Consider the following 19,096-nt stretch of genomic DNA (forward strand, 5'->3'; position numbering starts at 1 on the left):
CTATCTTTGCATTACAAAAAATAGCAGCAAGCCGTCTTATCGCCCCGAAAGCTTTCGGGGAGGAAAGTCCGGGCAACATAGAGCATCCTACTTCCTAACGGGAAGGGTCCTGCGCAAGCGGGATACAGCCAGTGCCACAGAAAATAACCGCCCTTCGCAGTAAGCAGGGAATAATAGACAGCGATCAGTTTTCTGGTAACTGTTTATGGATAACTGTTCACTGAAAAAGGGTAAGGGTGAAAAGGTGCGGTAAGAGCGCACCAGCGGCTGGGTGACCAGTCCGGCTGGGTAAACCTTAGGAGTTGAAAGACCAAATAGGCTGACAGCGTCTCGCTTCGGCGAGGCTAAGGGCTGCTCGTCCGATGTCAGTGGGTAGGTCGATGGAGCCTGTGCGCGAGTGCAGGCCTAGATAAATGATAAGATCCCGATCCGTCGGGAACAGGACCCGGCTTATAGGCTTGCTGTTACTTTTTTCCTCCTGGATTATGCGGCCATCGGTATGGCCGGGCGTGTTATACACGCATCCTATTCCTCAAATTCCGATTTTTGATCAGGTGAACACAGGTCAATGCGGGGAATTATCCCGGCAAATGACCGATTCTATACGGTGTGGCTTTTAAAGTAATACCGATATCAAATAGATTCTGCGCATATGGAAGTGCAAAATAACCCACCCCTACCCCTCCCAAGAGGGGAATTGCACTATTTGAAAGGCAAGGCTGTGTGCAATCATCAATTGATATTGGTATAAGTGGCGATATTGATGGGCACAAAATAACACCTCTATCATATTGATCCGCACAGATACTGCTTTCTTTTAAATTAATCAATTTCACTCCTGCCAGTAGGCTTAGGTTATTAGGCTTAAAGATCATACCGGCCAGATGAAATTTAAAGGCACTACTATAGGCGTCGTTTCTCAATCTCAAAGAGCAAGAGTACTGCTATATATAAACCATACCCACTAAGTAGGAAAGTCCTAGTATACTGAAAAATTCCCCTCTTGGGAGGGGCAGGGGTGGGTAAATCAGGAAGAAAGATTTATCCAGCTTTTGTAAATCGCAACTTGGATTAACATAATATTTCAACTCAATACAGGTATAGATTCAAATTCGGAAGTCTTTCCAAGGCTTTATATCTTTGCAGCCATACCTGAAACCCGCTTATGACCGACCTGACGCTGTACGACCCCTTCGAGAAGATGCAGTTTACTGACAAGCACTGCTTCCTGTGTGGCGCATCCATCACCCCCGAGCAACGCGCCCCGGTGTTTGCCGATTGGCTGCAACAGCGCTATTCCCTGCAACAGAAAGAGCTGTTGTTGCTTGACAAGAGCGTGACTACTTTTGGCGAGCTCACCATCCCCTGCTGCGACCATTGCCATACCCATTATCTGTTGCCGTTGGAGACAGAGATAGAAAGTGCCGCCGCCCAGGGCATAGAGGGCCTAAGGGCTCTCGACCAGCAGCGGCTTTTTCAGTGGATAGGAAAAATGTACTATGGCACACTGGTAACAGAGCTGATTAAGGAAATGAATCCGTTGATGCTGCCGCAGTACGCTGTGAGCGAGGACCCCAGAATGCTGGGCAGGTTCGGGTCCTTTTTTCAAGTGCTGCAGTCGTTGCGGGTCCCGATGATGTTCTCAGACTTTCTGCCGTGTTCCCTTTTTTTGCTGGATGTGCACCCGCTGGAAGACGAGCTGCCATTTGAGTATCAGGATGAGCTGACGACCATGGCCTTTAGTATCAAGCTGGGAAGCGTGGTGATCGTATGCTCGCTGCTCGACAACGGGATCATACAGCAGGCGATGGGCAAATTATACCGCCTGACGCAGGGGCAGCAACTCCACCCTATTCAGGTAGCTGAGTTCAAGGCGAGGGTATTTTATGCCGCCTATATCTTTAACGTGGTGCCTGAGTATTTTATCCGCCCGCCAAAGCCAGACGACGATCACCTCGTGCTGGACACGCTGATTGATGATATCCGGAACGAGATCTTCAACCCCTGGGACATGACAGCATATGCCCACATGCTAGAGGAAATGCTGAAGCCCTGGGGTATACGTGAGCAGGAAATCATGGCTACGCCGCAACAACCCCTGAGCTTTTTAACAACTGAAGCGCAAGGCTTCAGGCCTATCGTTCAGTTCAGAAAGTAAAGTATAAAAGCTGCAGGGGCACCGACAATCAATCGGTGCCCCTGCAGCTTCTCTGCTAAAGTCTGCCTATTCGATAATAAAACTAACGCTGACGTTGGTGGTGACCACCACCTCCCCTGCTGCTATGGTGGGTCCGCCGGAAGCATCGTATGCCGCCGACTCCATCATGGCCATTTTATACATCGGCCTCGGCCCGCCTCCTCCATCGCTTTCCTGGATTGAGTATACACGACCAAGTTTGGATCCCAGCTCTGAGGTGAGCGCTACGGCTTTCTGCTTGGCATCTGCAACGGCGCGTTTTCTGGCCTCCGCCTTAAATTTCTCTACGTCGGCCACCTGGAAGTTTATACCGTTAATCTGGTTCACGCCCACTTCGTAAATGCCTGCCAGCACCTCATCAAACTTGTTTAGCTTCCTGATTTTGATCGTCATGGTTTTCTGGGCCAGGTATGCGCTTGGGTTTATCCGACCATACTCCGGGCCGCTATAAATGGGCTGTAACGTGACGTAGGAGGTCTGGATGTCTCTGTCTTCAAGTCCTTGTTTTTTGAGGTAGCGGATAATGGCCGCTGCTTTCTTATCGGTTTGGGTGCGGGCAGCCTCAAGCGTGGGCTCTCTGGTTTCAACACCCAGGTTCACGATTACCTCAGTAGGCGGCACCCGTACCTCGCCGGTGCCTGTAACACTGACAAGCGGCGGCAGAGGCAGTTGCTGCGCCTGCGCCTGTACTGCCAAAAACATCAAAAAGAGGACAGTCAATAGTTTCGTTTTTTTCATATGTCATGCGGTTTTAAATGGTTTCGGCAAATTATAGGTTTGCGCTATATAGAACGACCAGAATCAAAACGTGTGCCAGGCCAAATATTGCCTGGCAAATAATAAAAAAAGCCCCGGACACACTGTGCGTCCGGGACTTTTTTATATGGTAGTGCTGTTTTCTTATGCCTCCTCATACTCATCGTGGGCGGCTCTATACCGCGACAGAAGAATAGCGCCAACGGTTAAGGCTCCGGCAGTCAGAATCAGTTGTGTGGTGGTGAAGCGGCGCGTGGCCTTCAAAATAATATGCCCCACATCCTGCATCAGTTCAGGCAGTTTATCATGATTTCCCTGAAACACATGCAACGCAGATTCTACGGTTCTGGACATATCGTGTGGCTGAAACATGGCCATCACGCTGCCAGCCTGCGCACCCTTATTTTGCTGTGTGCCCTGCGAAGAACTATTGGTATTTTTGGATTTATCGTTGCTCTGGTTCTGAGATGTATTATTTTCCATAGGTTGCTTATGTATGATGTTGCTGTTAAAATTCATTAGGGGTATACGGGAAGATGCGCAAAAGGCTACGCTTGCTGCGGTCGCCCCCCGAATTGCACGACGGCCTCCGTCATGCGCTGCTCCAGGCTGTCGAGATTCAGCATCATGCTTGCCGGAAACCCTACCTGTACGTCATCCAATATCAGGACTTCACTCTCCGGATTGTAATCGTATTTTCCGGACACGCCCTTTTCTTTGAAGCTGCCATTGTTCTGCTGTAGGTTTAGTCCAAGGCCCTGTAACTTGCCTTTCAACTGGTCGAAGGCCTCTGGATTGAGTCCTCCGTACTGTAATCTTCTTGCCATGTCTTGGTTGAGGTTTGGTTGAATGAATAGGTATATAGTAACGGCACCTATACCTATAGGTTAGTGTACGCCGCTTTTCATTTTCTTAAGACACGCAAGCCAAAAAATTTCAGCCTGAGTATCAAGCGCATGCCGTTTGGCAGCCAATTTTATTGTGCCAACCGCTTGCAGGTAATCGGGCATGCACTATATTTGCACCACAATTAGGCAGAACGGCCCGTTCGTCTAGGGGTTAGGACGCCAGATTTTCATTCTGGTAACAGGGGTTCGATTCCCCTACGGGCTACAGGAAAGGCCTCCAGTTAACGCTGGAGGCCTTTTTTATGCTCTTCGGACACTATTCGGACGCTAAATACTAGAAGTATCATCTGGCTTGCATCAATACTCTCAGCCAACTTCTGTATATTTTAAAAGTAATGGAAACAAAAGGAATGTTATCATAAAAGCTGTTTTAAAACTTATGCGGGAGAGAAAAGCAAATTCCGCAAAAATTGTTGAACGCTGTGGAAATAGTCTATATGGCTATAATCTTTATTCTTAAAATGGCTCTCAAATAGGTTTTGAAACAGCTTCCAAGACTAGCGAGGCATCTATTAAATCTTTAATAAGCTAGCCATGCCACTTTTTAGATAAGACTAAACTAAAGAGCTATAAGTTCAGCAATATCTATCTTTTAATATTTAGAATAATCTTAGTATTTTGTGAATGGTTATTAGCTAATATCTCTTACTAAGAAAACAACTTAATTCTCTGTTCTAATGCTCTTCAATTCTTCAATAAGTCCACAGGCACTTTTCTTTAAATTATATCAAGCTGAAACGGAGCAAGATGTAGACGATATTATCAAAAAAGAAGCAGATGTTTTCCGCAACGAAAACTGGAGGCCTTTAGGAGGCAATCAAAGTAACTATGGTGTTATTGAGAATCAACAGTCCTCTCCAATTGCTGCTTTAGTTGAAAAGATCACAAACTCAATTGATGCTACTCTAATGAAGACGTGCTATGAAGCAGGCATAGATCCAAAATCAGCGGAAGCACCTAAAACTGTTGAAGATGCTGTAAAACTATTTTTCCCTAATCAAAAGAGTTGGGACTTAAGTAAATTCCGAAGAGAGCAAGCAGAGAATATACAGATTTTAGCTGACGGTACGCCCAGGAACACCTCAGTTATTATTTATGACAATGGTGAAGGCCAGCATCCTGAGGATTTCGAATCTTCTTTTCTATCGCTACTTAGAGGTAATAAAAATGAGATTCATTTTGTACAGGGTAAATACAATATGGGTGGTAGTGGGGCTATTGTTTTCTCAGGTAAGCATGGCTACCAGCTTATTGCTTCTAAAAAATTTGATAAGAATGGAAAGTTTGGATTTACTCTAATTCGCGAACACCCACTAAGTGCACAAGAGGAAAAAGTTAAAAAGAATACTTGGTACGAATTCTTAGTAATTGACGGAAAGATTCCTTCATTTGAAATTGATGAGCTCGACCTTGGACTTAAAAACAGAAAGTTTAAAACAGGCACTGTTTTAAAGCTGTATTCTTACCAATTCCCTGCAGGTTATGCTGGTTTTGCTCAGGATCTTAATCAAAGTATAAATGAATACTTATTCGAACCAGCTTTACCTATTCTAACTGTTGACACCGAGAAGCGATACCCGAATAATAAGGTACTTGATTTAGATCTTTATGGTCTGAAGCGAAGGTTAGAGAGCGACAGTAATAATTACATTGATCAGTACTTCTCTGAAGAATACCAGGATGAGTTGTTTGAGTCAATGAAAGTTACTTGCTATGTTTTCAAACCCAAGGTTAAAGACAAAGATGTAAAAAAGAGTAAAGAAATCATCCGAAATAGGTATTTCAAGAACAACATGTCTGTCTTGTTTTCTGTGAATGGGCAGGTTCATGGTCATTATTCTTCTGAATTTATCACACGTGCTCTTAAGTTTAATCTTTTAAAAGACTACCTTCTCATACATGTAGATTGTACAAACATGAAGTATAGCTTCCGTAAGGAACTATTCATGGCTTCTCGCGACCGCTTGAAACAAGGAGAAGAAGTAAGAAAGCTTCGTGATTACTTAGCTGCTAAACTTAGAAAGAGTAAACTTGAAGAAATTAATAAATACCGCAAAAGTTCTATTGGGTTAGAAAGTGAGGACACTACAGAGTTAGTAAAATCATTTGCTAAAAATCTTCCAAAAAACAGCGACTTAATGAAGCTGCTAAGTCAAACATTAAAACTTGAAGAGCCAAAAAAGCCAGCTGAGAAAAAGCCAAAGAAGGAGAACAAACACCATCAAGAAGCCGAGCCTTTCTTACCACAACGATTCCCAAGCATGTTCAAATTAAAAGGCAAAAAAGGCGACGAAATTCCTACTGTTAAGGTCCCGCTGGACGGAGAAAAGACTATTCTCTTCGAAAGTGATGTAGAAGATCAATATTTTGACCGTACAGATGAGCCTGGTAACCTAAAGCTAGGACTGCAAAATATCAAGCGAGACACACGTACAGGCGGTGATAAACCTGGTTCAGAGCGTGAGATAACTGAAGTACTTAACATTGTTAAGAGCAGCCCCAATAAAGGTAATATTAAAATTACCCTCAATCCTACAAAGGAACTGAATGTTGGTGATGAACTGGAAGTAAAAGTTTCTTTAAATGGAGCAGGACCTGTCTTTGATGAGCATATACTTGTAAAAATTAGTGCCCCTGAAGCACCTAAAGAGCAAGCTCCACAGAAACAGGAAGAAGAGATGGACTCTATTGGCTTACCAGAATTGAAGAAGGTACACGAAAACCAATGGGATGAATTGGAGGCACAAGGTATATCGATGGACTACAAAACTGTAATGTACCCTAGCGGAGAAGGTGATAAGCTTGATGTTATTTATATAAACATGGATAGCCACGTTTTTCAATCCTATCTTTCTAAAATAAAAAATATATCTGAAGACCAATTAATGGTTGCTGAGAAGCGGTATTTGTCTTCAGTCTATTTTCATACATTGTTTCTTTACATGATTACAAAGAATAGGAACTACAAACTATCCTTAGAGCGTGAAGGTAGTGAGGAAGATATTACTGTCGCAGATTACTTGAAAGATATATTTGACAGCTACTATTCAGATTTCCTACTAAATTTTGGTATGGAAGAGTTATTGAGCAGCTTAGATGAAAGTTAGTACCAGCTGTTATTAACTATAAAGAAGGGTACAACCCTCCTAACCATTATCATTTCGTAGCCAACAAAAGTTGGCTACGAAATGATAATTAATTAGTCTCCTCAGTAAAGTAATAATGAGCTTCATCAAATTCAGTTTCAGAAATTCCTCCTCTTAATATGTAAGAACTAAGTTTTCGGACTACATCATTTGTCAACTCATCAATAAGTGAAATCTTATAGGTATAATTTTTTATGAAGTTTTCTGGCTTCATGCTGAATATCGTTTTATAATCGACAAAACCACCCTTGAACTGAGGTGTTTTTGTCAGAAATCTAAACCTCTCTCCAATAAACCCATTAGTAACATCATCAGTAATACTTGTACGCAAGGCTTTTCTACCCTTGTTTTCTCCACCATCATTTTTCTTACTTAAGAAAGATTCCAGATGGCGCTTCTCAATCAGGTTGATTTTACCCAACAAGACTTCTTCTAAATTACCATGACCAATATTACACCTCGGAGTCAATACTACTACTAATTCTGAAGTAGCTTTACTTTCAAATATATCTCCTGTCCAATAACTATATGCACTTGTTCTACGGTAATAATGCTCTATTGCATGCACCTTGACTTCTTCAAAAGTCTTTGCAGTACTGATTTTAGTGGCCTTTAAATTCTCAAATACAGCCCGAAGAGCAAGTCTTTGAAAAACTTCTCTTGTTCTTTCAACTAGGTTTTCAGGATTAGTTGCCTTTATCGATTTGATAATGTCATCAATCTCACTCCCCTTGAACTGCTCTACAAAAGCTGAATGAATTTCCTCCATTATTTTAGTCTCAAGCTCTCCACCATAACAGAAAATATTTAGAAAATTTGATTCAACCATAAGATGCAGTTGAGCGCAAATATTATTTGCAGACTCGTCGGACTTCTCCATTCTATACACAGTGCCTTTATCAGCTAAATCATCAAAATATTCTAAATTTCCACTATGAACGAAAATAGGAATTCTATTGGTTGTGAATTCATTATGAATAAACTCTGCAGCTTTGTAGGACTTTGCATCCGTTTCCTGCTTATTGTTGGACAAATCCATAATTATTGCTCTTACGGTTTTCCTATTTTCCCATTCATCCATGTATTCAGAATATTCTTTCGACTTTCTAAATACAACTAATTCATGTGAGTTGCCTAATCCCATATCCTCAAAAGCAAATTGAAAGCTTTTAATGATTTTTTCATCATCTTCTAAAAGGACGATAGAATATTTTGTCATGCCAATAATTTGAGTTAGCTACTTTGTTTCTATAATAAATTAGTTTTCAGTACTTCTTTTGATGTAGAATGCGGGACCGTATATCCTATTTTCTGCCCATATATTCCAACCTTTAGCAGTTAACATACTTCTTGTAAATGCTAACCCTAGCCCTGTAGCATTTCTTTCATTTTTCCCGGTAATCCCATATTCAAAAATAATTTCAATATCTTCCTCTGGAATTTTTGGACCAGTATTACTTATTATAAAAGTATCCGGACTTTCATATTCAAATATTATTATCTTTTTATTCTCTGCAAAATTTAACCAGTACACTGCATTGTTTATAATGTTAAGTATTGAAATCCAAAAAACGTATTCGAAGCTAGAAATTTTCACATCTTCGACATTAGCACTTATTGTTACATCTATATCAGCATCTTTGAAAGTAGATTCAAAAAGGAAGCAAACTCTATTGAATGTAGAAAGTGGTGAAAATGATTTTGGTAACGATCTTCCAATAGCAGGTTTTAGCGACTCTTTGAGAGAATTTAAAGTTTTTGTAGCAGCTCCTATGTTCGCAACTCTTGCAAGTAGCCTCTCCTGTAATTCTTTTTCCTGAATCTTTAGAAGATTAGTTTCCAAAGACTTAACCGTTGACCCTAAAGCAGCTATTGGCTGAGAAATTTCATGATATACAAGTTCTAATCCGGTACCTAAAGAAGCAAGTCTTTGTGAAAATGTCAAAGAATACTCCATACTATCTAAAGCACTATTTGTCTCTTCGATAAACTGTTTTGATACTTGATGTAATTCGGCATTATCAGAATTACTCAGTAAGTATTTTATAAATTTTTCTGTATCAGGTCTAGCATTTCTACTCTTTATTGCACGACCAATGTTATGAATTTCTCTATATTTAGCACGTCTTCGACCTGCCCCCTCTAGTATACCATTTATGATTTTCTTGAAGGTGATAAAGGCTTTATTTTCAAAAAAACCTTCTCTGTTAGTCTTTTCATTTAGAGCATCATTCTCAGGAGAGTATAAAAACAAGTAACCTAAAATTTGATTAGGGCCTATGGTCACCTTGTGCTGCTGAACTCTCTTTGCTCCAAGTCCAAGCCAATCTTGTTCTTCCTCACCATAGGGCTTGACACCAAAACCATTTTTTGAAATTTTGAGTCCTAAATACTTTTTTAGGATTCTAGTAGCTTCGTTTTTACCCTTCGCTCTTAAACGTAATGCTATTTTTTCTTTAGCATCCGTATCCAAATCATAAACTCTTATATCAAAATAGAATTCTCCTAAACCTGTTTCTTTTTCTTTATTTGATGCTTCACGATTCTCTTCTAACTCCTTTATCTTTCTAATCCTTAGGTCATCATCAGAAAGTATAAACGAGGCATTCAAAGTAAATTCTTCATCCCTTATATCTTCATCTAAACGTTTACATAAATATTTTCCTAAAACATTTCCTAGAATATCAACTTTACCGAATATCCTATAATCAAAGTATTCTATGATGGAAGATGGCTCAATCGGAATGAATTCTATGTTATTTTGCTCTTCATTTTTCAAAAGATTTATTCCATAAAATAATTCGAAAGTACTTTCTCCATTTGATACTCGAAGATGCTCATCTATTATTCCATTCGCTATCAGCTCATTTTGAATTGAATTATTTAACTGAAGAGGGGTAATCAAATCAACTAAGGATTTAAAGATTGCAGTATCCTCTATTTCCTTGGTTTGAAATTCATTTTCAATGATTGTTTTGATAGAATCATCGAGATGCTGGAGTATAATCATCGTTCCTTCTAAAAAATCATCGAAAGGAGATTGATGAAGGAACTCTTTAATTGTATCATTAACAGGTAATTTAAATTGATCTGTTAACTCATCATTATTAAATAAGCTGTTAAAATCTGAAGCTGCTCCACCAGGGAACTCAATCTTTTCAAGAAGTGTCTCTACTCTGAATTTTTCTCTATCAATTTTTAGCCAATTGTATTCTAAATCTTCTTTCTTTTTCGTAATTACTGTCAAATACCTTCCTAAGGCCATAGATGCTAAACGACCTATACCTTTCATACCTAAGTATCTTCTTTCATAGATTATACTTTTCCTCTTACTTTTATCTTCATCACGTTTGCTACTAATAGAGGGTCTCAGCCAACCACCGAACAACGTTTCTGCATTCATTCCTAATCCATTATCTTTTATTATTAGGAAAGTGTTCTCTACTGCAGAATCAAAGTGTGTATAAATCCAACATTTATCAGCATCAGCATCATATGCATTTTTAACAAGTTCATTTAGAGCTGTTGATGGGTGCCCTATTAACTCCTCACCCATCTGTATAATTGACATTGCTCCTGGTTGAAACTTGTACTCTTTAGTTGATATCATATAAAAACAATAATAAGAGTATAATCAGATTGATGTGAAATTTCTTATATAAAGCAAGCAGCACATCCTTCCCCTTCAGAATCATCAAGTATGTCGAGAAGATAAAGTGAAGTACTTTTATTACCCTTAGAAGCTTTCTTTATATAATCTTCTTTTATCTCATCAGTACGAACTGCATTGCGTTTAGCAAGAATTTCATGGTTAATCCATATGACTTTCTTAATCCCATGCTCTTCTTCTACTTCACACAGCAGAATTTCATTGCCATGCTCATCTTGATATGGTACGCCAATAAGTTCACGCAGCGTTTCTCCTTGCATCCAAGTATAATCTCCTTTTTCATAGAGCTCAGCCTTTAAGAAGTCTTCCAAGTGATTTTCAAACAGCCAGACCCACTCAATCTTTTGCTGAAAGAAACAAAAATAGCAACCAGATCGGGAACGGGCATACTCTCCCTTTTTGCCATTTACTTCAAAAGGAATCTTCTCATAATACTTTGGTACACCTACTGAAGAATCCCGCAAGATCCTGAATATATCGTCTCTAACTAGTACCTCGTCATTATCAACCAATGGAAATTCTTCAACTACAGCTAGTGGATAGCCTGTAGTTTTAAGAAAAGCAAATACAGCAGCATTAAACAGTTTAACATCTGCATCGAGTAAAGCATTTAATTTTTGTAACTGCCTAAAGCTAAAAGAAAGTGGTCTATTAATAGTTTCTAAAAGACGAGTAAGTTTTCTTTCTTCAGCATATTCATTATAGAATGCTGCCATAAAAGGTATAGCATCATTCTGTAACACTTTCTGTATTACGTCTTCACTCCATATGTTTTTTCGGAATGGAAAAATTGACTGAATATTAGACTTCTTGGAGATGTAACCTTCACGGTCTTCATCACCCCTTATGCCAACATAAGAAACAACAGGATCATCGCCTACAAACTTTTCAAAAGGCTCCAGCTTCAATTTTTTAGTACACCATCGTGCCTCTGAGGAAGGTAAGTACCCTCTAAAGTCCTCATACAATTTATCGAAAGGGCTTCTGTCGTTGTTCTCAAATGGGCTCAGGCGAATAATTTTCTTGCCCAGTATACCTTCAATATTGTTTAGTAAGTCGTAAGTTTCAGGAAGTTCCTCACCAGTATCACAGTAATAATACTCCATCTCTATTTCTGGATACTTATCCTTCAAGTATAAAGCTAGTGCTGCACTATCTTTACCACCTGAAATACCTAATACATGTCTTACTTTCTTACTCATCTTTCAACTGCTCCTTCAATAAATTAGTTAGGACTGCAATAGATTGCTGACGATCTAAACCATTTAATTTAAGCTGCATCTCAGCAACTACATTTTGTAATTGTTCGGTTTGATTTCTTGGATATCGAATTACCTGTTGCTGTAGCCCACCTTCAAATGAGTTTATCTCTATTTTAAAAGCCTCTTCCCGCTCTACGTCTACATTAGCATTAGCTAAATCTGTAAGGCGATCTAAAGAGTAGATCGTTTTCTGAAAATGCTGATAAAATAGCTCTTCGTCGGCATCATCAAAAGAACTTAGCGGTTTCTGGACAAGTGCAGTTGCAATGGAATTTAGCCAAGAATCACGATCATCCAACTTACTGTTAAGTCTTTGAACAAATGCTTTCTGCTTTGATTCAAGCTGATGTCCCTTCAAGTTTTCAAATCTCTTTTGTAAAGCTGCTTTATAAAGCCCTAACTCAGGTTCAGTACCAACAACTTTGCTTACAATGTATTCCTCTAATCTACTCACGAACTTCTTATAAGCATCTCGCAGCTCTGCCATGCTTGCACGAAGAGCTTCTATATACTCCTCCTGCATAGCAGCATTTTGCTGCATCAAAGGAAGTGAATATCCTAGAGCTTGCGGAAAATCATCGAAAAAAGCGGCTTCAGGATCCTTTATTTTAGCAATTGTTGACCTGAGGCTAAGAGTGTTTTTCTCAAGCTTTTTTGTCTTCTTTGTGTACTCCGGCAACGATTTATAGAAAACTAAGAACGGTTTAATTGTTTCTATAAATGTCTCCTTCGATGGACTTTCAGTAGGAGCCTTTTGAATTATGTCTCTATATTGATTAAAGAATGAGAGTCTTTCACCTTCTACATCAAAAGCCTTAATTGTATATAGATTTGGGTTCCTGGCAACCTGATTTAAAACCTCTGCGTCTAAATCAGCTATAAACCCACCAGGGCCAAAAAGAGCGAACTGATGACGATTTATAAACAGGAACGTAGGCAGCCAAAAATCTATAAATCCCTGTTTTACTTTTAGAGGTTTGCTTAAAAGTATATTAATGAGTTCAGAAAGATTCCTTTCACCTAAACGGGTATCTTTTAAGAACTGAACACATCTCTCCCAAATACCCTTGAAAGTAGCATCAGTTGGAGCAGAAAGAATAAATCCGTTCTCAGAAAATGTATGTATACCGGTGTTTTTAAGCAGTGAAAGATAAATAGTTTTCTCTGGAGGAAACTGTTTAGAGTTAAAATCTAAATCTTTTACACCCCAATTTTCGACTAGAGCCCTAACATAGTTCTTACGAGCACCCGATATCGCGCCAGTAAGTTTAGATTTATTAACTAATTCACTTTTGAAACTAGGTGTGTCTGGATATACTTCATTGCAAATATCAGACAAGGAGCGATTGAAAGAGCTTCTGTTATTGAAGTTGATATCAGCCTCACCATTAAAAAACCACTTTATTTTTCCTTCGTTGCTGTAAATGCTACCTAAAACATACCGGTTTAGTAAAGCAATCTGATCTGTAAGAAGCTCCTCTAAATCTCGTTGAGCAACTTTATCATTAGGATTAAGCTCTTTTACTTTCTTTATCTTCTCAATCTCCCTGATTAAGCTTTTGATTTCAGTGGTATTGCTATATAACCCATAGAGTATAGCCTCCTTGTTGTCACCTACAGCGGCTTTTACATCTTCTATACCTATTTTATCATTAAAAACTAGGTTTATAAATCCATCAATCTCTAGTTGAGGGTTTTCTAATATAGGTTCATTAGTAAGCTTAAATTCAAAAATTCTTGGCGTTCCTTTTTCATAAGAAACTTGTTTTGCTTGCACATATGGAAAAACAAAATACTGTTTCAGGTACTTAACTACATCCGTCACATGCTCAACTAGCTGGCCAGCCTCATCAACGGCAAGTTCAATATCAAGATCTGTACCTTCGAACAAGAAGAAGCGATTACGATGCTTAGCAAAACGAATAATCTTGTGTTCAACCAACTTATCAATAACCTGCTCTGGATTTTCAATTCCTAATGCTAGTTTACCATAAGTAGCCAAAAACGATTTATCAAATTGTGCTCCTTCGTTAGTGAAAATAGTTAAAAGGCCTAAAGCTTTCAGTATAGATCTAGCATCTTCAGTTCTTCCTTCGATAAAAGCATCTGCTCTTTCTAGGGCGCTCTTCAAAGAAGCCCATTGACCAAAGTGAGGGTTATGTTTAGATCTTAATAAATTATAGAAGTGATGACTCAGGTAATCATATACATTTCTTAATGAAAAGAAAGCATTAGAATTATTGCTAATGGTACCTAAACCAAATTGATCATCTGATTCAAGAAAGGTAAACAGTGACCGCTCGTTCTGTCCATACTTCTGCATTGCTAAGGTAAGCACAGCAGCAGCAAGTATATCTATTGGATATACATCCCTTGCGATTTCTTTACTGAAATAATCATTTAATGGAAATGCATTAGCCTTAGAAATTGCTTCCATCAGCTTTTCGAGTGCTGCAGCATTAATTTCTTTCTCTGATGAGGCTAACCTTTTAGAAGCTAGAAAAAGAAGTTGCTCGACGGGCTCATTAAAAGTTAACTCCTTTAAGCGCCCCTTTACTTTTGTCCATTCTTCTTTTTGAGATCGAGTAAGCTCGTGTGCGTATGCACTAAAATCTTGATGCATTACTGTAATTAGCAATACATCCTTAGCTTTATCATTTACATACTCTGCAAGCTGCTGAATAAAGTATAATTCTTGCTCAGGGTTATTTTTTGCAGCATACTCAAGAAACTTTCCAAATTCATCAATAACGAATAAAAGTCGCTTTCCCTGTTTCTGCAGATTTAATCGATGCTCATCAATCCCATGTATAACTTCAGAAACAGTATAGTCTAGGGAATTAGGTATAAATTGTACTGCTAGTGTCTCTATGAATGAAGAATAGTTACCTATCAAATAGACAAATTCATTCTCCCCTCTTTCTAAATCTGCATTCTCAGGAAATGAGAAGAAGCCGTGTGTTTTATTTAAAGTTTTTTCTAATGCCCAGATAAATGCTGACTTACCAGTTCCATAAGCTCCGATAATGTTGAATGAATGATGGCCAGCTTGGTAATTACTAACTATCTGATAAAAAACACCTTTTGAATTTGGTGTTGGTATATAATTTATCTCTTGATTAATATCTCGTAAGATATTAATCGATGGCGAGAACTTAACTGCCATAGTATTTGCTTAAAATATCGTACTTATTAATCCTTTCTCTCCTTAGCGTCAGCACTCTATTTCCTGCTGTAGAACTAAAAGTAATGTCACCGCCATAGTTAGCAACCATAGATTCAATTTTACTATATAACCCTTTCTCACTCATAGCGAAAACAACACCTGGAGAATTATCACCTACTTCTATCTCTTTAAAGCTAATAGTTTCACCATACACATCGTTGTCGAGAATATTGTAAAGTACTATCTCCCAAGGAAGATCATCACGCTCACTATTCTGAATAGTATAGTGATCTTCTAATTCACCTTTTTCATTCCTGATCCTAGTATGGGAGAGTAGGTTCAGATCGGGCAGAATACCTGAATAATCTTCTTCTACATCTACTTTTTTCCCCTCAACAACTATGTAGCTTCTTATAAAAGCACTTAAGTCTTTTTCTACGGTATTATTGTTGAAACTAGATTCTGTTTCGTCACACTTCCGTTCTAGGAACTGCGTTAGTTTATATTTAGTAAAATCGAAGCTTTCTTTTCTGTATTCATTAAATACTAGATTGTATATAGATGCTCTATTGTGCTTTACTAGGAGGTAATGCAAAAGCCAAGCTGTTCCTATATCCTCAATATAAGGATCTAGGCCATAGACACTATTGAAAACTCGATCTGCAATTTCTTGAAGCTCATCGGACTCATTTGTTAAAGCAAATGCTTTAAGCCAAAAACGGATCGAAGAAACCATGTTCTTACCTACACCTAAATCAATAACTGCTGATTCTTCAGAAAATTTATGTTCTTGAATTAGGAAGTCATATCCTTTTTTGAGCCAGAAATGCTTGCAAATGAAAGACTCATGCCCTGAAAAGGAAAGCTTTGCCATATGATGTAATTCAATAAAATATTATAGTAATTTTATATTCAAATTACGCATAACTATTGGTCTAATACAAACTAGAACGGGCTAATATGAGATAAAAAGTGTAAGTAATTAAGAGTAAAATATTTATAGCGGTTTAGATTTAGCTAGGAGTTACGCAACTACCTGGATTCTCGTAAAATTAGCTAAAAAGAGAAGGAACCAGGTAATTATATAGCTTATTTGCTTAGTGAGCCACACAGGCCGAGTTGCGTGAAGGCCAGTGAAGTGCTGGACACTTCGCATGATGTGTGACCTTCCCCCGACAAACCGGACCATTGTAAAGTAGATAAAACGGGCAATAATCGTATTGTTTTAAAAGTGAAATGCCATGAAGAAATTAAAATTCACCGAGGCGCAGATCAACTTCGCCATCAAGCAAGCAGAGACGGGTGTCAAGGTGGAGGAGGCATGCCTCAAGATGGGCATCTCGGAGGCCACCTTCTACAACTGGAAGAAAAAATACGGTGGTTTAGGGGTGAGTGAACTGCGCAAGATGCGGCAGTTGGAGGAGGAGAACCGCCAGTTGAAGCAGTTGATGGCGGACCTGAGCCGGGACAAGCAGATGCTGCAGGATGTGCTGCGAAAAAAGCTTTAAGGCCAGCCCAGTCAAAACGGCTGATCTCAATGCTAACAGAAAACTACCGGGTCTCTGTTAGAAGAGCATGTAAGGTGGTGCTGTGCCCCCGCTCGGGCTGGTGCTACCACTCCAGGGCCAGGGATAGCTCCGTGATCAGGAGGCGGATGCAGGAGATCGCCCAGGTGCGGGTCCGCTATGGGTTCTGGCGTATCTTTGTCCTGCTCAGGCGGGAAGGCTGGCGGGACAACCATAAGCGCGTGTACCGCCTCTACAAAGAGGAGGGGCTGAACCTAAGGAGCACGCGGCCCAGGAGAAGTAAGGCCGCTGAGATGCTTCACTAAATACGGACAGTGGATTTGCTTAACTTAGCAAATCAAGATGAGTGTTCTGAATGTTGTCAGAAACAAATTGATATACCTAATGGTAGCTGTTATCTATAGGGGAACGCCCTTTAAAGTGATATTGAAAATTATTTAAAGAAAAATCACTTGTTTTACTTAAAGATTCCTTTTACCGCCCATAGAACTGCAAAACCTACCTGGAAACAAAAAAAGCTACCTTTTACAGTAGCTCCAGATTTAAAAAGTCCCTCTCATTATTCAGATTTGGCCCTTTTCTTATAAGTTCTTTTCGGTTTACCATCCTCACCGGCACCGGCATTCAGGGAAATATCAGGCGCATCATCAAGCACGCCATTCATTCTTTCGAATGTGCCTATTACAGCCTTTATCTCGTCAATGTTGCTCAGTTGCTTGATGACATTCATCTGCAGTCTGTCAATTTCTGTTCTTAGGTATTGCTTTAAATCAGCCATAGTTTATAATATGTTAGATATGAAAATTGTTACAGGCAAATGTAAAGGTTTCCGCGCAGAGACACAGTTTACAGGTTCGTAAATCTTCATCTTTCTTTAAACATTTGTCTAGATCTGATACACAATTTAAATAAATTTATACCCATCGGTCACTTATTCAAATTTTAGTCAATCATTACATAGTTTGCTATACTAACTTTTGAAATTAAGATCACGAGCTTCTCTGCCGCCGGCGCCTTTGAAACGCGAGCCACCTTTTTACAGATAGAGAAAAAATTAGCCGCAAAATAACAGAAGAAGGTGTTTCTTAGTTAACGACCCAGTGCGCGCAGATTGCCGGGCAGCAGTAGTTGCTCTTCCTCCCCTACTCGCAAATGCTTTTGTTGTACCTTTGCTGCATAAATTGCCTTTTTATGACTCGCAAGAAATACGTTTCGCTCATCCTGATCCTGGGAACGCTTACGGCCCTGGGGCCTTTCTCCATTGACATGTACCTGCCCGGCTTCCCGGCCATTGCCAAAGACCTGGGAACTACGGTAGCAGAGGTTTCACTTTCCCTGTCCAGTTTCTTTATCGGTATATCTGCCGGTCAGTTGCTCTATGGCCCCCTCATGGACCGGTTTGGCAGAAAGAAACCGCTATACATTGGCCTCGCAGGCTATTTACTTGCCTCGGTGGCCTGTGCTTTTGCCACCTCTATCGAAGCGCTGATCGTATTGCGCTTCATCCAGGCTGTCTGCAGCTGCGCCGCTGCGGTGGCCTCTGTGGCCATGGTGCGTGATCTGTTTCCGGTGCAGGACAACGCGAAAGTATTCTCATTGTTAATGCTGGTAGTAGGGGTCTCGCCGATGATTGCACCTACTGTGGGTGGCTATGTGACGGCCGGATTCGGGTGGGAGACTGTGTTTCTTATCCTGGCAGGTATGGCGGCTGCTATACTCACTGCTGTTTATTTTGGCCTTCCCGAGAGCAGCAAACCAGACCCATCCTACTCCCTTAGGCCGAAGCCAATCATTTCGAAGTTTTACATGGTTCTAAAAGAACCTCATTTCTATACCTATGCCTTGTCCGGCGCAGTCTCCTTTGCAGGGCTGCTGGCGTACGTGTCCGGCTCGCCGCTGCTATTCATGGAGCTCTTTCAGGTGAACGAAAAAGAGTACGGCTGGATTTTCGCTTTCCTCTCCATCGGACTGATCGGTGCCAGCCAGGTGAACAGCATCATGCTGCGCAGGTACCGCAGCGAGCAGATTATTGTTACGGCGCTCGCTTGTCAGTTACTTATAGGGGCTGCGTTGTTGTTAGGCACCATAAACGGGTGGCTGGGTCTGTTCTCGACCATCGCCTGTATCTTCCTCTTCTTATGCTGCCTCGGCTTTACCTTCCCCAATGCCTCGGCGCTGTCTCTGGCGCCTTTCACCAAGAACGCTGGCAGCGCCTCTGCGCTTATGGGTGCCACCCAAATGGGAATAGGGGCTCTGGCAACCGTCATTCTGAGCTTCTTCAGCAATCATTCCGCCGTTCCCATGGCGGGCGTAATGGCCGCATCGTCCATGGTAGCGCTGCTTGTCTTGCTGCTGGGTCAGAAAGGCATCCAAGCAAGAGGGCTACAGTATCGGACAGGCAACCCTGCTGCAGGGGCTATGCATTAAGCCTGTTTCCGAACTGATACGGTTATTTATTGGGGTAT

At 40.3% G+C, this 19,096-nt stretch carries 13 protein-coding genes, 1 tRNA gene, 1 other RNA gene and 1 pseudogene; 6 read left to right on the forward strand and 10 right to left on the reverse strand.

The window, feature by feature from the left end:
- The first annotated feature begins 23 nt into the window (after positions 1–23).
- Positions 24–469: RNase P RNA component class A (gene rnpB, locus MKJ04_RS09070), an RNA gene on the forward strand.
- 109 nt (positions 470–578) lie between these two features.
- Here rnpB and MKJ04_RS09075 read toward each other — a convergent pair.
- Positions 579–875, reverse strand: a complete 297-nt coding sequence (locus MKJ04_RS09075; protein ID WP_241641293.1) for a hypothetical protein — start codon at positions 873–875, stop codon at positions 579–581.
- Between the two features lie 290 nt (positions 876–1,165).
- Here MKJ04_RS09075 and MKJ04_RS09080 point away from each other — a divergent pair, with 290 nt between their 5' ends.
- Positions 1,166–2,158 (forward strand): hypothetical protein, encoded by a 993-nt coding sequence (locus MKJ04_RS09080; protein ID WP_241641294.1) that lies wholly within the window; start codon positions 1,166–1,168, stop codon positions 2,156–2,158.
- Positions 2,159–2,224: 66 nt separating this feature from the next.
- On the opposite strand, the gene MKJ04_RS09085 is transcribed toward MKJ04_RS09080, so the two are convergent.
- The 3 genes from MKJ04_RS09085 to MKJ04_RS09095 all read right to left on the reverse strand — a co-directional run bounded on the left by MKJ04_RS09085 (position 2,225) and on the right by MKJ04_RS09095 (position 3,780).
- A complete protein-coding gene (locus tag MKJ04_RS09085; RefSeq protein ID WP_241641295.1) occupies positions 2,225–2,935 on the reverse strand; it encodes an SIMPL domain-containing protein in 711 nt (236 codons plus the stop codon).
- Positions 2,936–3,097: 162 nt separating this feature from the next.
- Positions 3,098–3,436, reverse strand: a complete 339-nt coding sequence (locus tag MKJ04_RS09090; RefSeq protein WP_241641297.1) for a hypothetical protein — start codon at positions 3,434–3,436, stop codon at positions 3,098–3,100.
- Between the two features lie 65 nt (positions 3,437–3,501).
- Positions 3,502–3,780 (reverse strand): hypothetical protein, encoded by a 279-nt coding sequence (locus tag MKJ04_RS09095; RefSeq protein ID WP_241641298.1) that lies wholly within the window; start codon positions 3,778–3,780, stop codon positions 3,502–3,504.
- 214 nt (positions 3,781–3,994) lie between these two features.
- Between MKJ04_RS09095 and MKJ04_RS09100 the strand changes: the two genes are divergently transcribed.
- Both MKJ04_RS09100 and MKJ04_RS09105 read left to right on the forward strand, forming a co-directional pair.
- A tRNA-Glu gene (locus tag MKJ04_RS09100) sits at positions 3,995–4,066 on the forward strand.
- 472 nt (positions 4,067–4,538) lie between these two features.
- Entirely contained in the window at positions 4,539–6,968 is a 2,430-nt protein-coding gene (locus MKJ04_RS09105; RefSeq protein ID WP_241641299.1) for a hypothetical protein, read from the forward strand.
- Positions 6,969–7,056: 88 nt separating this feature from the next.
- Here the strand turns inward: MKJ04_RS09105 and MKJ04_RS09110 are convergent, their stop codons facing one another.
- The 5 genes from MKJ04_RS09110 to MKJ04_RS09130 are packed head-to-tail and all read right to left on the reverse strand — an operon-like array spanning position 7,057 to position 15,979.
- Positions 7,057–8,226 carry a hypothetical protein gene (locus MKJ04_RS09110; RefSeq protein WP_241641301.1) on the reverse strand — a complete coding sequence of 390 codons (1,170 nt, stop codon included), beginning with the start codon at positions 8,224–8,226 and terminating at the stop codon, positions 7,057–7,059.
- A 39-nt stretch (positions 8,227–8,265) separates the two neighbouring features.
- On the reverse strand, positions 8,266–10,617 hold the full coding sequence (locus tag MKJ04_RS09115; protein ID WP_241641302.1) for a sensor histidine kinase: 2,352 nt from the start codon (positions 10,615–10,617) through the stop codon (positions 8,266–8,268).
- Positions 10,618–10,661: 44 nt separating this feature from the next.
- On the reverse strand, positions 10,662–11,879 hold the full coding sequence (locus tag MKJ04_RS09120; protein WP_241641303.1) for a phosphoadenosine phosphosulfate reductase family protein: 1,218 nt from the start codon (positions 11,877–11,879) through the stop codon (positions 10,662–10,664).
- Entirely contained in the window at positions 11,872–15,105 is a 3,234-nt protein-coding gene (locus tag MKJ04_RS09125) for a hypothetical protein (protein WP_241641304.1), read from the reverse strand. Before MKJ04_RS09125 ends, MKJ04_RS09120 begins: the two co-directional genes overlap by 8 nt.
- The gene (locus tag MKJ04_RS09130; RefSeq protein WP_241641305.1) at positions 15,095–15,979 is read right to left on the reverse strand and encodes a DUF4007 family protein; all 885 of its coding nucleotides are present in this window, start codon (positions 15,977–15,979) and stop codon (positions 15,095–15,097) included. The genes MKJ04_RS09125 and MKJ04_RS09130 overlap by 11 nt, the downstream gene beginning before the upstream one ends.
- Before the next feature lie 367 nt (positions 15,980–16,346).
- Here MKJ04_RS09130 and MKJ04_RS09135 point away from each other — a divergent pair.
- Positions 16,347–16,921 (forward strand): annotated as a pseudogene (locus tag MKJ04_RS09135) (transposase); the annotation flags it as partial.
- Positions 16,922–17,190: 269 nt separating this feature from the next.
- Here the strand turns inward: MKJ04_RS09135 and MKJ04_RS09140 are convergent.
- A complete protein-coding gene (locus MKJ04_RS09140) occupies positions 17,191–17,409 on the reverse strand; it encodes a hypothetical protein (RefSeq protein WP_241641306.1) in 219 nt (72 codons plus the stop codon).
- A gap of 413 nt (positions 17,410–17,822) precedes the next feature.
- Here MKJ04_RS09140 and MKJ04_RS09145 point away from each other — a divergent pair, with 413 nt between their 5' ends.
- Positions 17,823–19,058, forward strand: a complete 1,236-nt coding sequence (locus MKJ04_RS09145) for a multidrug effflux MFS transporter (protein ID WP_241641307.1) — start codon at positions 17,823–17,825, stop codon at positions 19,056–19,058.
- Positions 19,059–19,096 lie beyond the last annotated feature (38 nt).

Source organism: Pontibacter sp. E15-1, from assembly GCF_022601975.1.
GTDB lineage: Bacteria > Bacteroidota > Bacteroidia > Cytophagales > Hymenobacteraceae > Pontibacter.

What these genes read in the sequence shown, in the direction of transcription:
- MKJ04_RS09075 (WP_241641293.1), bottom strand. Translation starts at nt 875, where the DNA reads ATGATCTTTAAGCCTAATAACCTAAGCCTACTGGCAGGAGTGAAATTG.
- MKJ04_RS09080 (WP_241641294.1), top strand. Translation starts at nt 1,166, where the DNA reads ATGACCGACCTGACGCTGTACGACCCCTTCGAGAAGATGCAGTTTACT.
- MKJ04_RS09085 (WP_241641295.1), bottom strand. Translation starts at nt 2,935, where the DNA reads ATGAAAAAAACGAAACTATTGACTGTCCTCTTTTTGATGTTTTTGGCA.
- MKJ04_RS09090 (WP_241641297.1), bottom strand. Translation starts at nt 3,436, where the DNA reads ATGGAAAATAATACATCTCAGAACCAGAGCAACGATAAATCCAAAAAT.
- MKJ04_RS09095 (WP_241641298.1), bottom strand. Translation starts at nt 3,780, where the DNA reads ATGGCAAGAAGATTACAGTACGGAGGACTCAATCCAGAGGCCTTCGAC.
- MKJ04_RS09105 (WP_241641299.1), top strand. Translation starts at nt 4,539, where the DNA reads ATGCTCTTCAATTCTTCAATAAGTCCACAGGCACTTTTCTTTAAATTA.
- MKJ04_RS09110 (WP_241641301.1), bottom strand. Translation starts at nt 8,226, where the DNA reads ATGACAAAATATTCTATCGTCCTTTTAGAAGATGATGAAAAAATCATT.
- MKJ04_RS09115 (WP_241641302.1), bottom strand. Translation starts at nt 10,617, where the DNA reads ATGATATCAACTAAAGAGTACAAGTTTCAACCAGGAGCAATGTCAATT.
- MKJ04_RS09120 (WP_241641303.1), bottom strand. Translation starts at nt 11,879, where the DNA reads ATGAGTAAGAAAGTAAGACATGTATTAGGTATTTCAGGTGGTAAAGAT.
- MKJ04_RS09125 (WP_241641304.1), bottom strand. Translation starts at nt 15,105, where the DNA reads ATGGCAGTTAAGTTCTCGCCATCGATTAATATCTTACGAGATATTAAT.
- MKJ04_RS09130 (WP_241641305.1), bottom strand. Translation starts at nt 15,979, where the DNA reads ATGGCAAAGCTTTCCTTTTCAGGGCATGAGTCTTTCATTTGCAAGCAT.
- MKJ04_RS09140 (WP_241641306.1), bottom strand. Translation starts at nt 17,409, where the DNA reads ATGGCTGATTTAAAGCAATACCTAAGAACAGAAATTGACAGACTGCAG.
- MKJ04_RS09145 (WP_241641307.1), top strand. Translation starts at nt 17,823, where the DNA reads ATGACTCGCAAGAAATACGTTTCGCTCATCCTGATCCTGGGAACGCTT.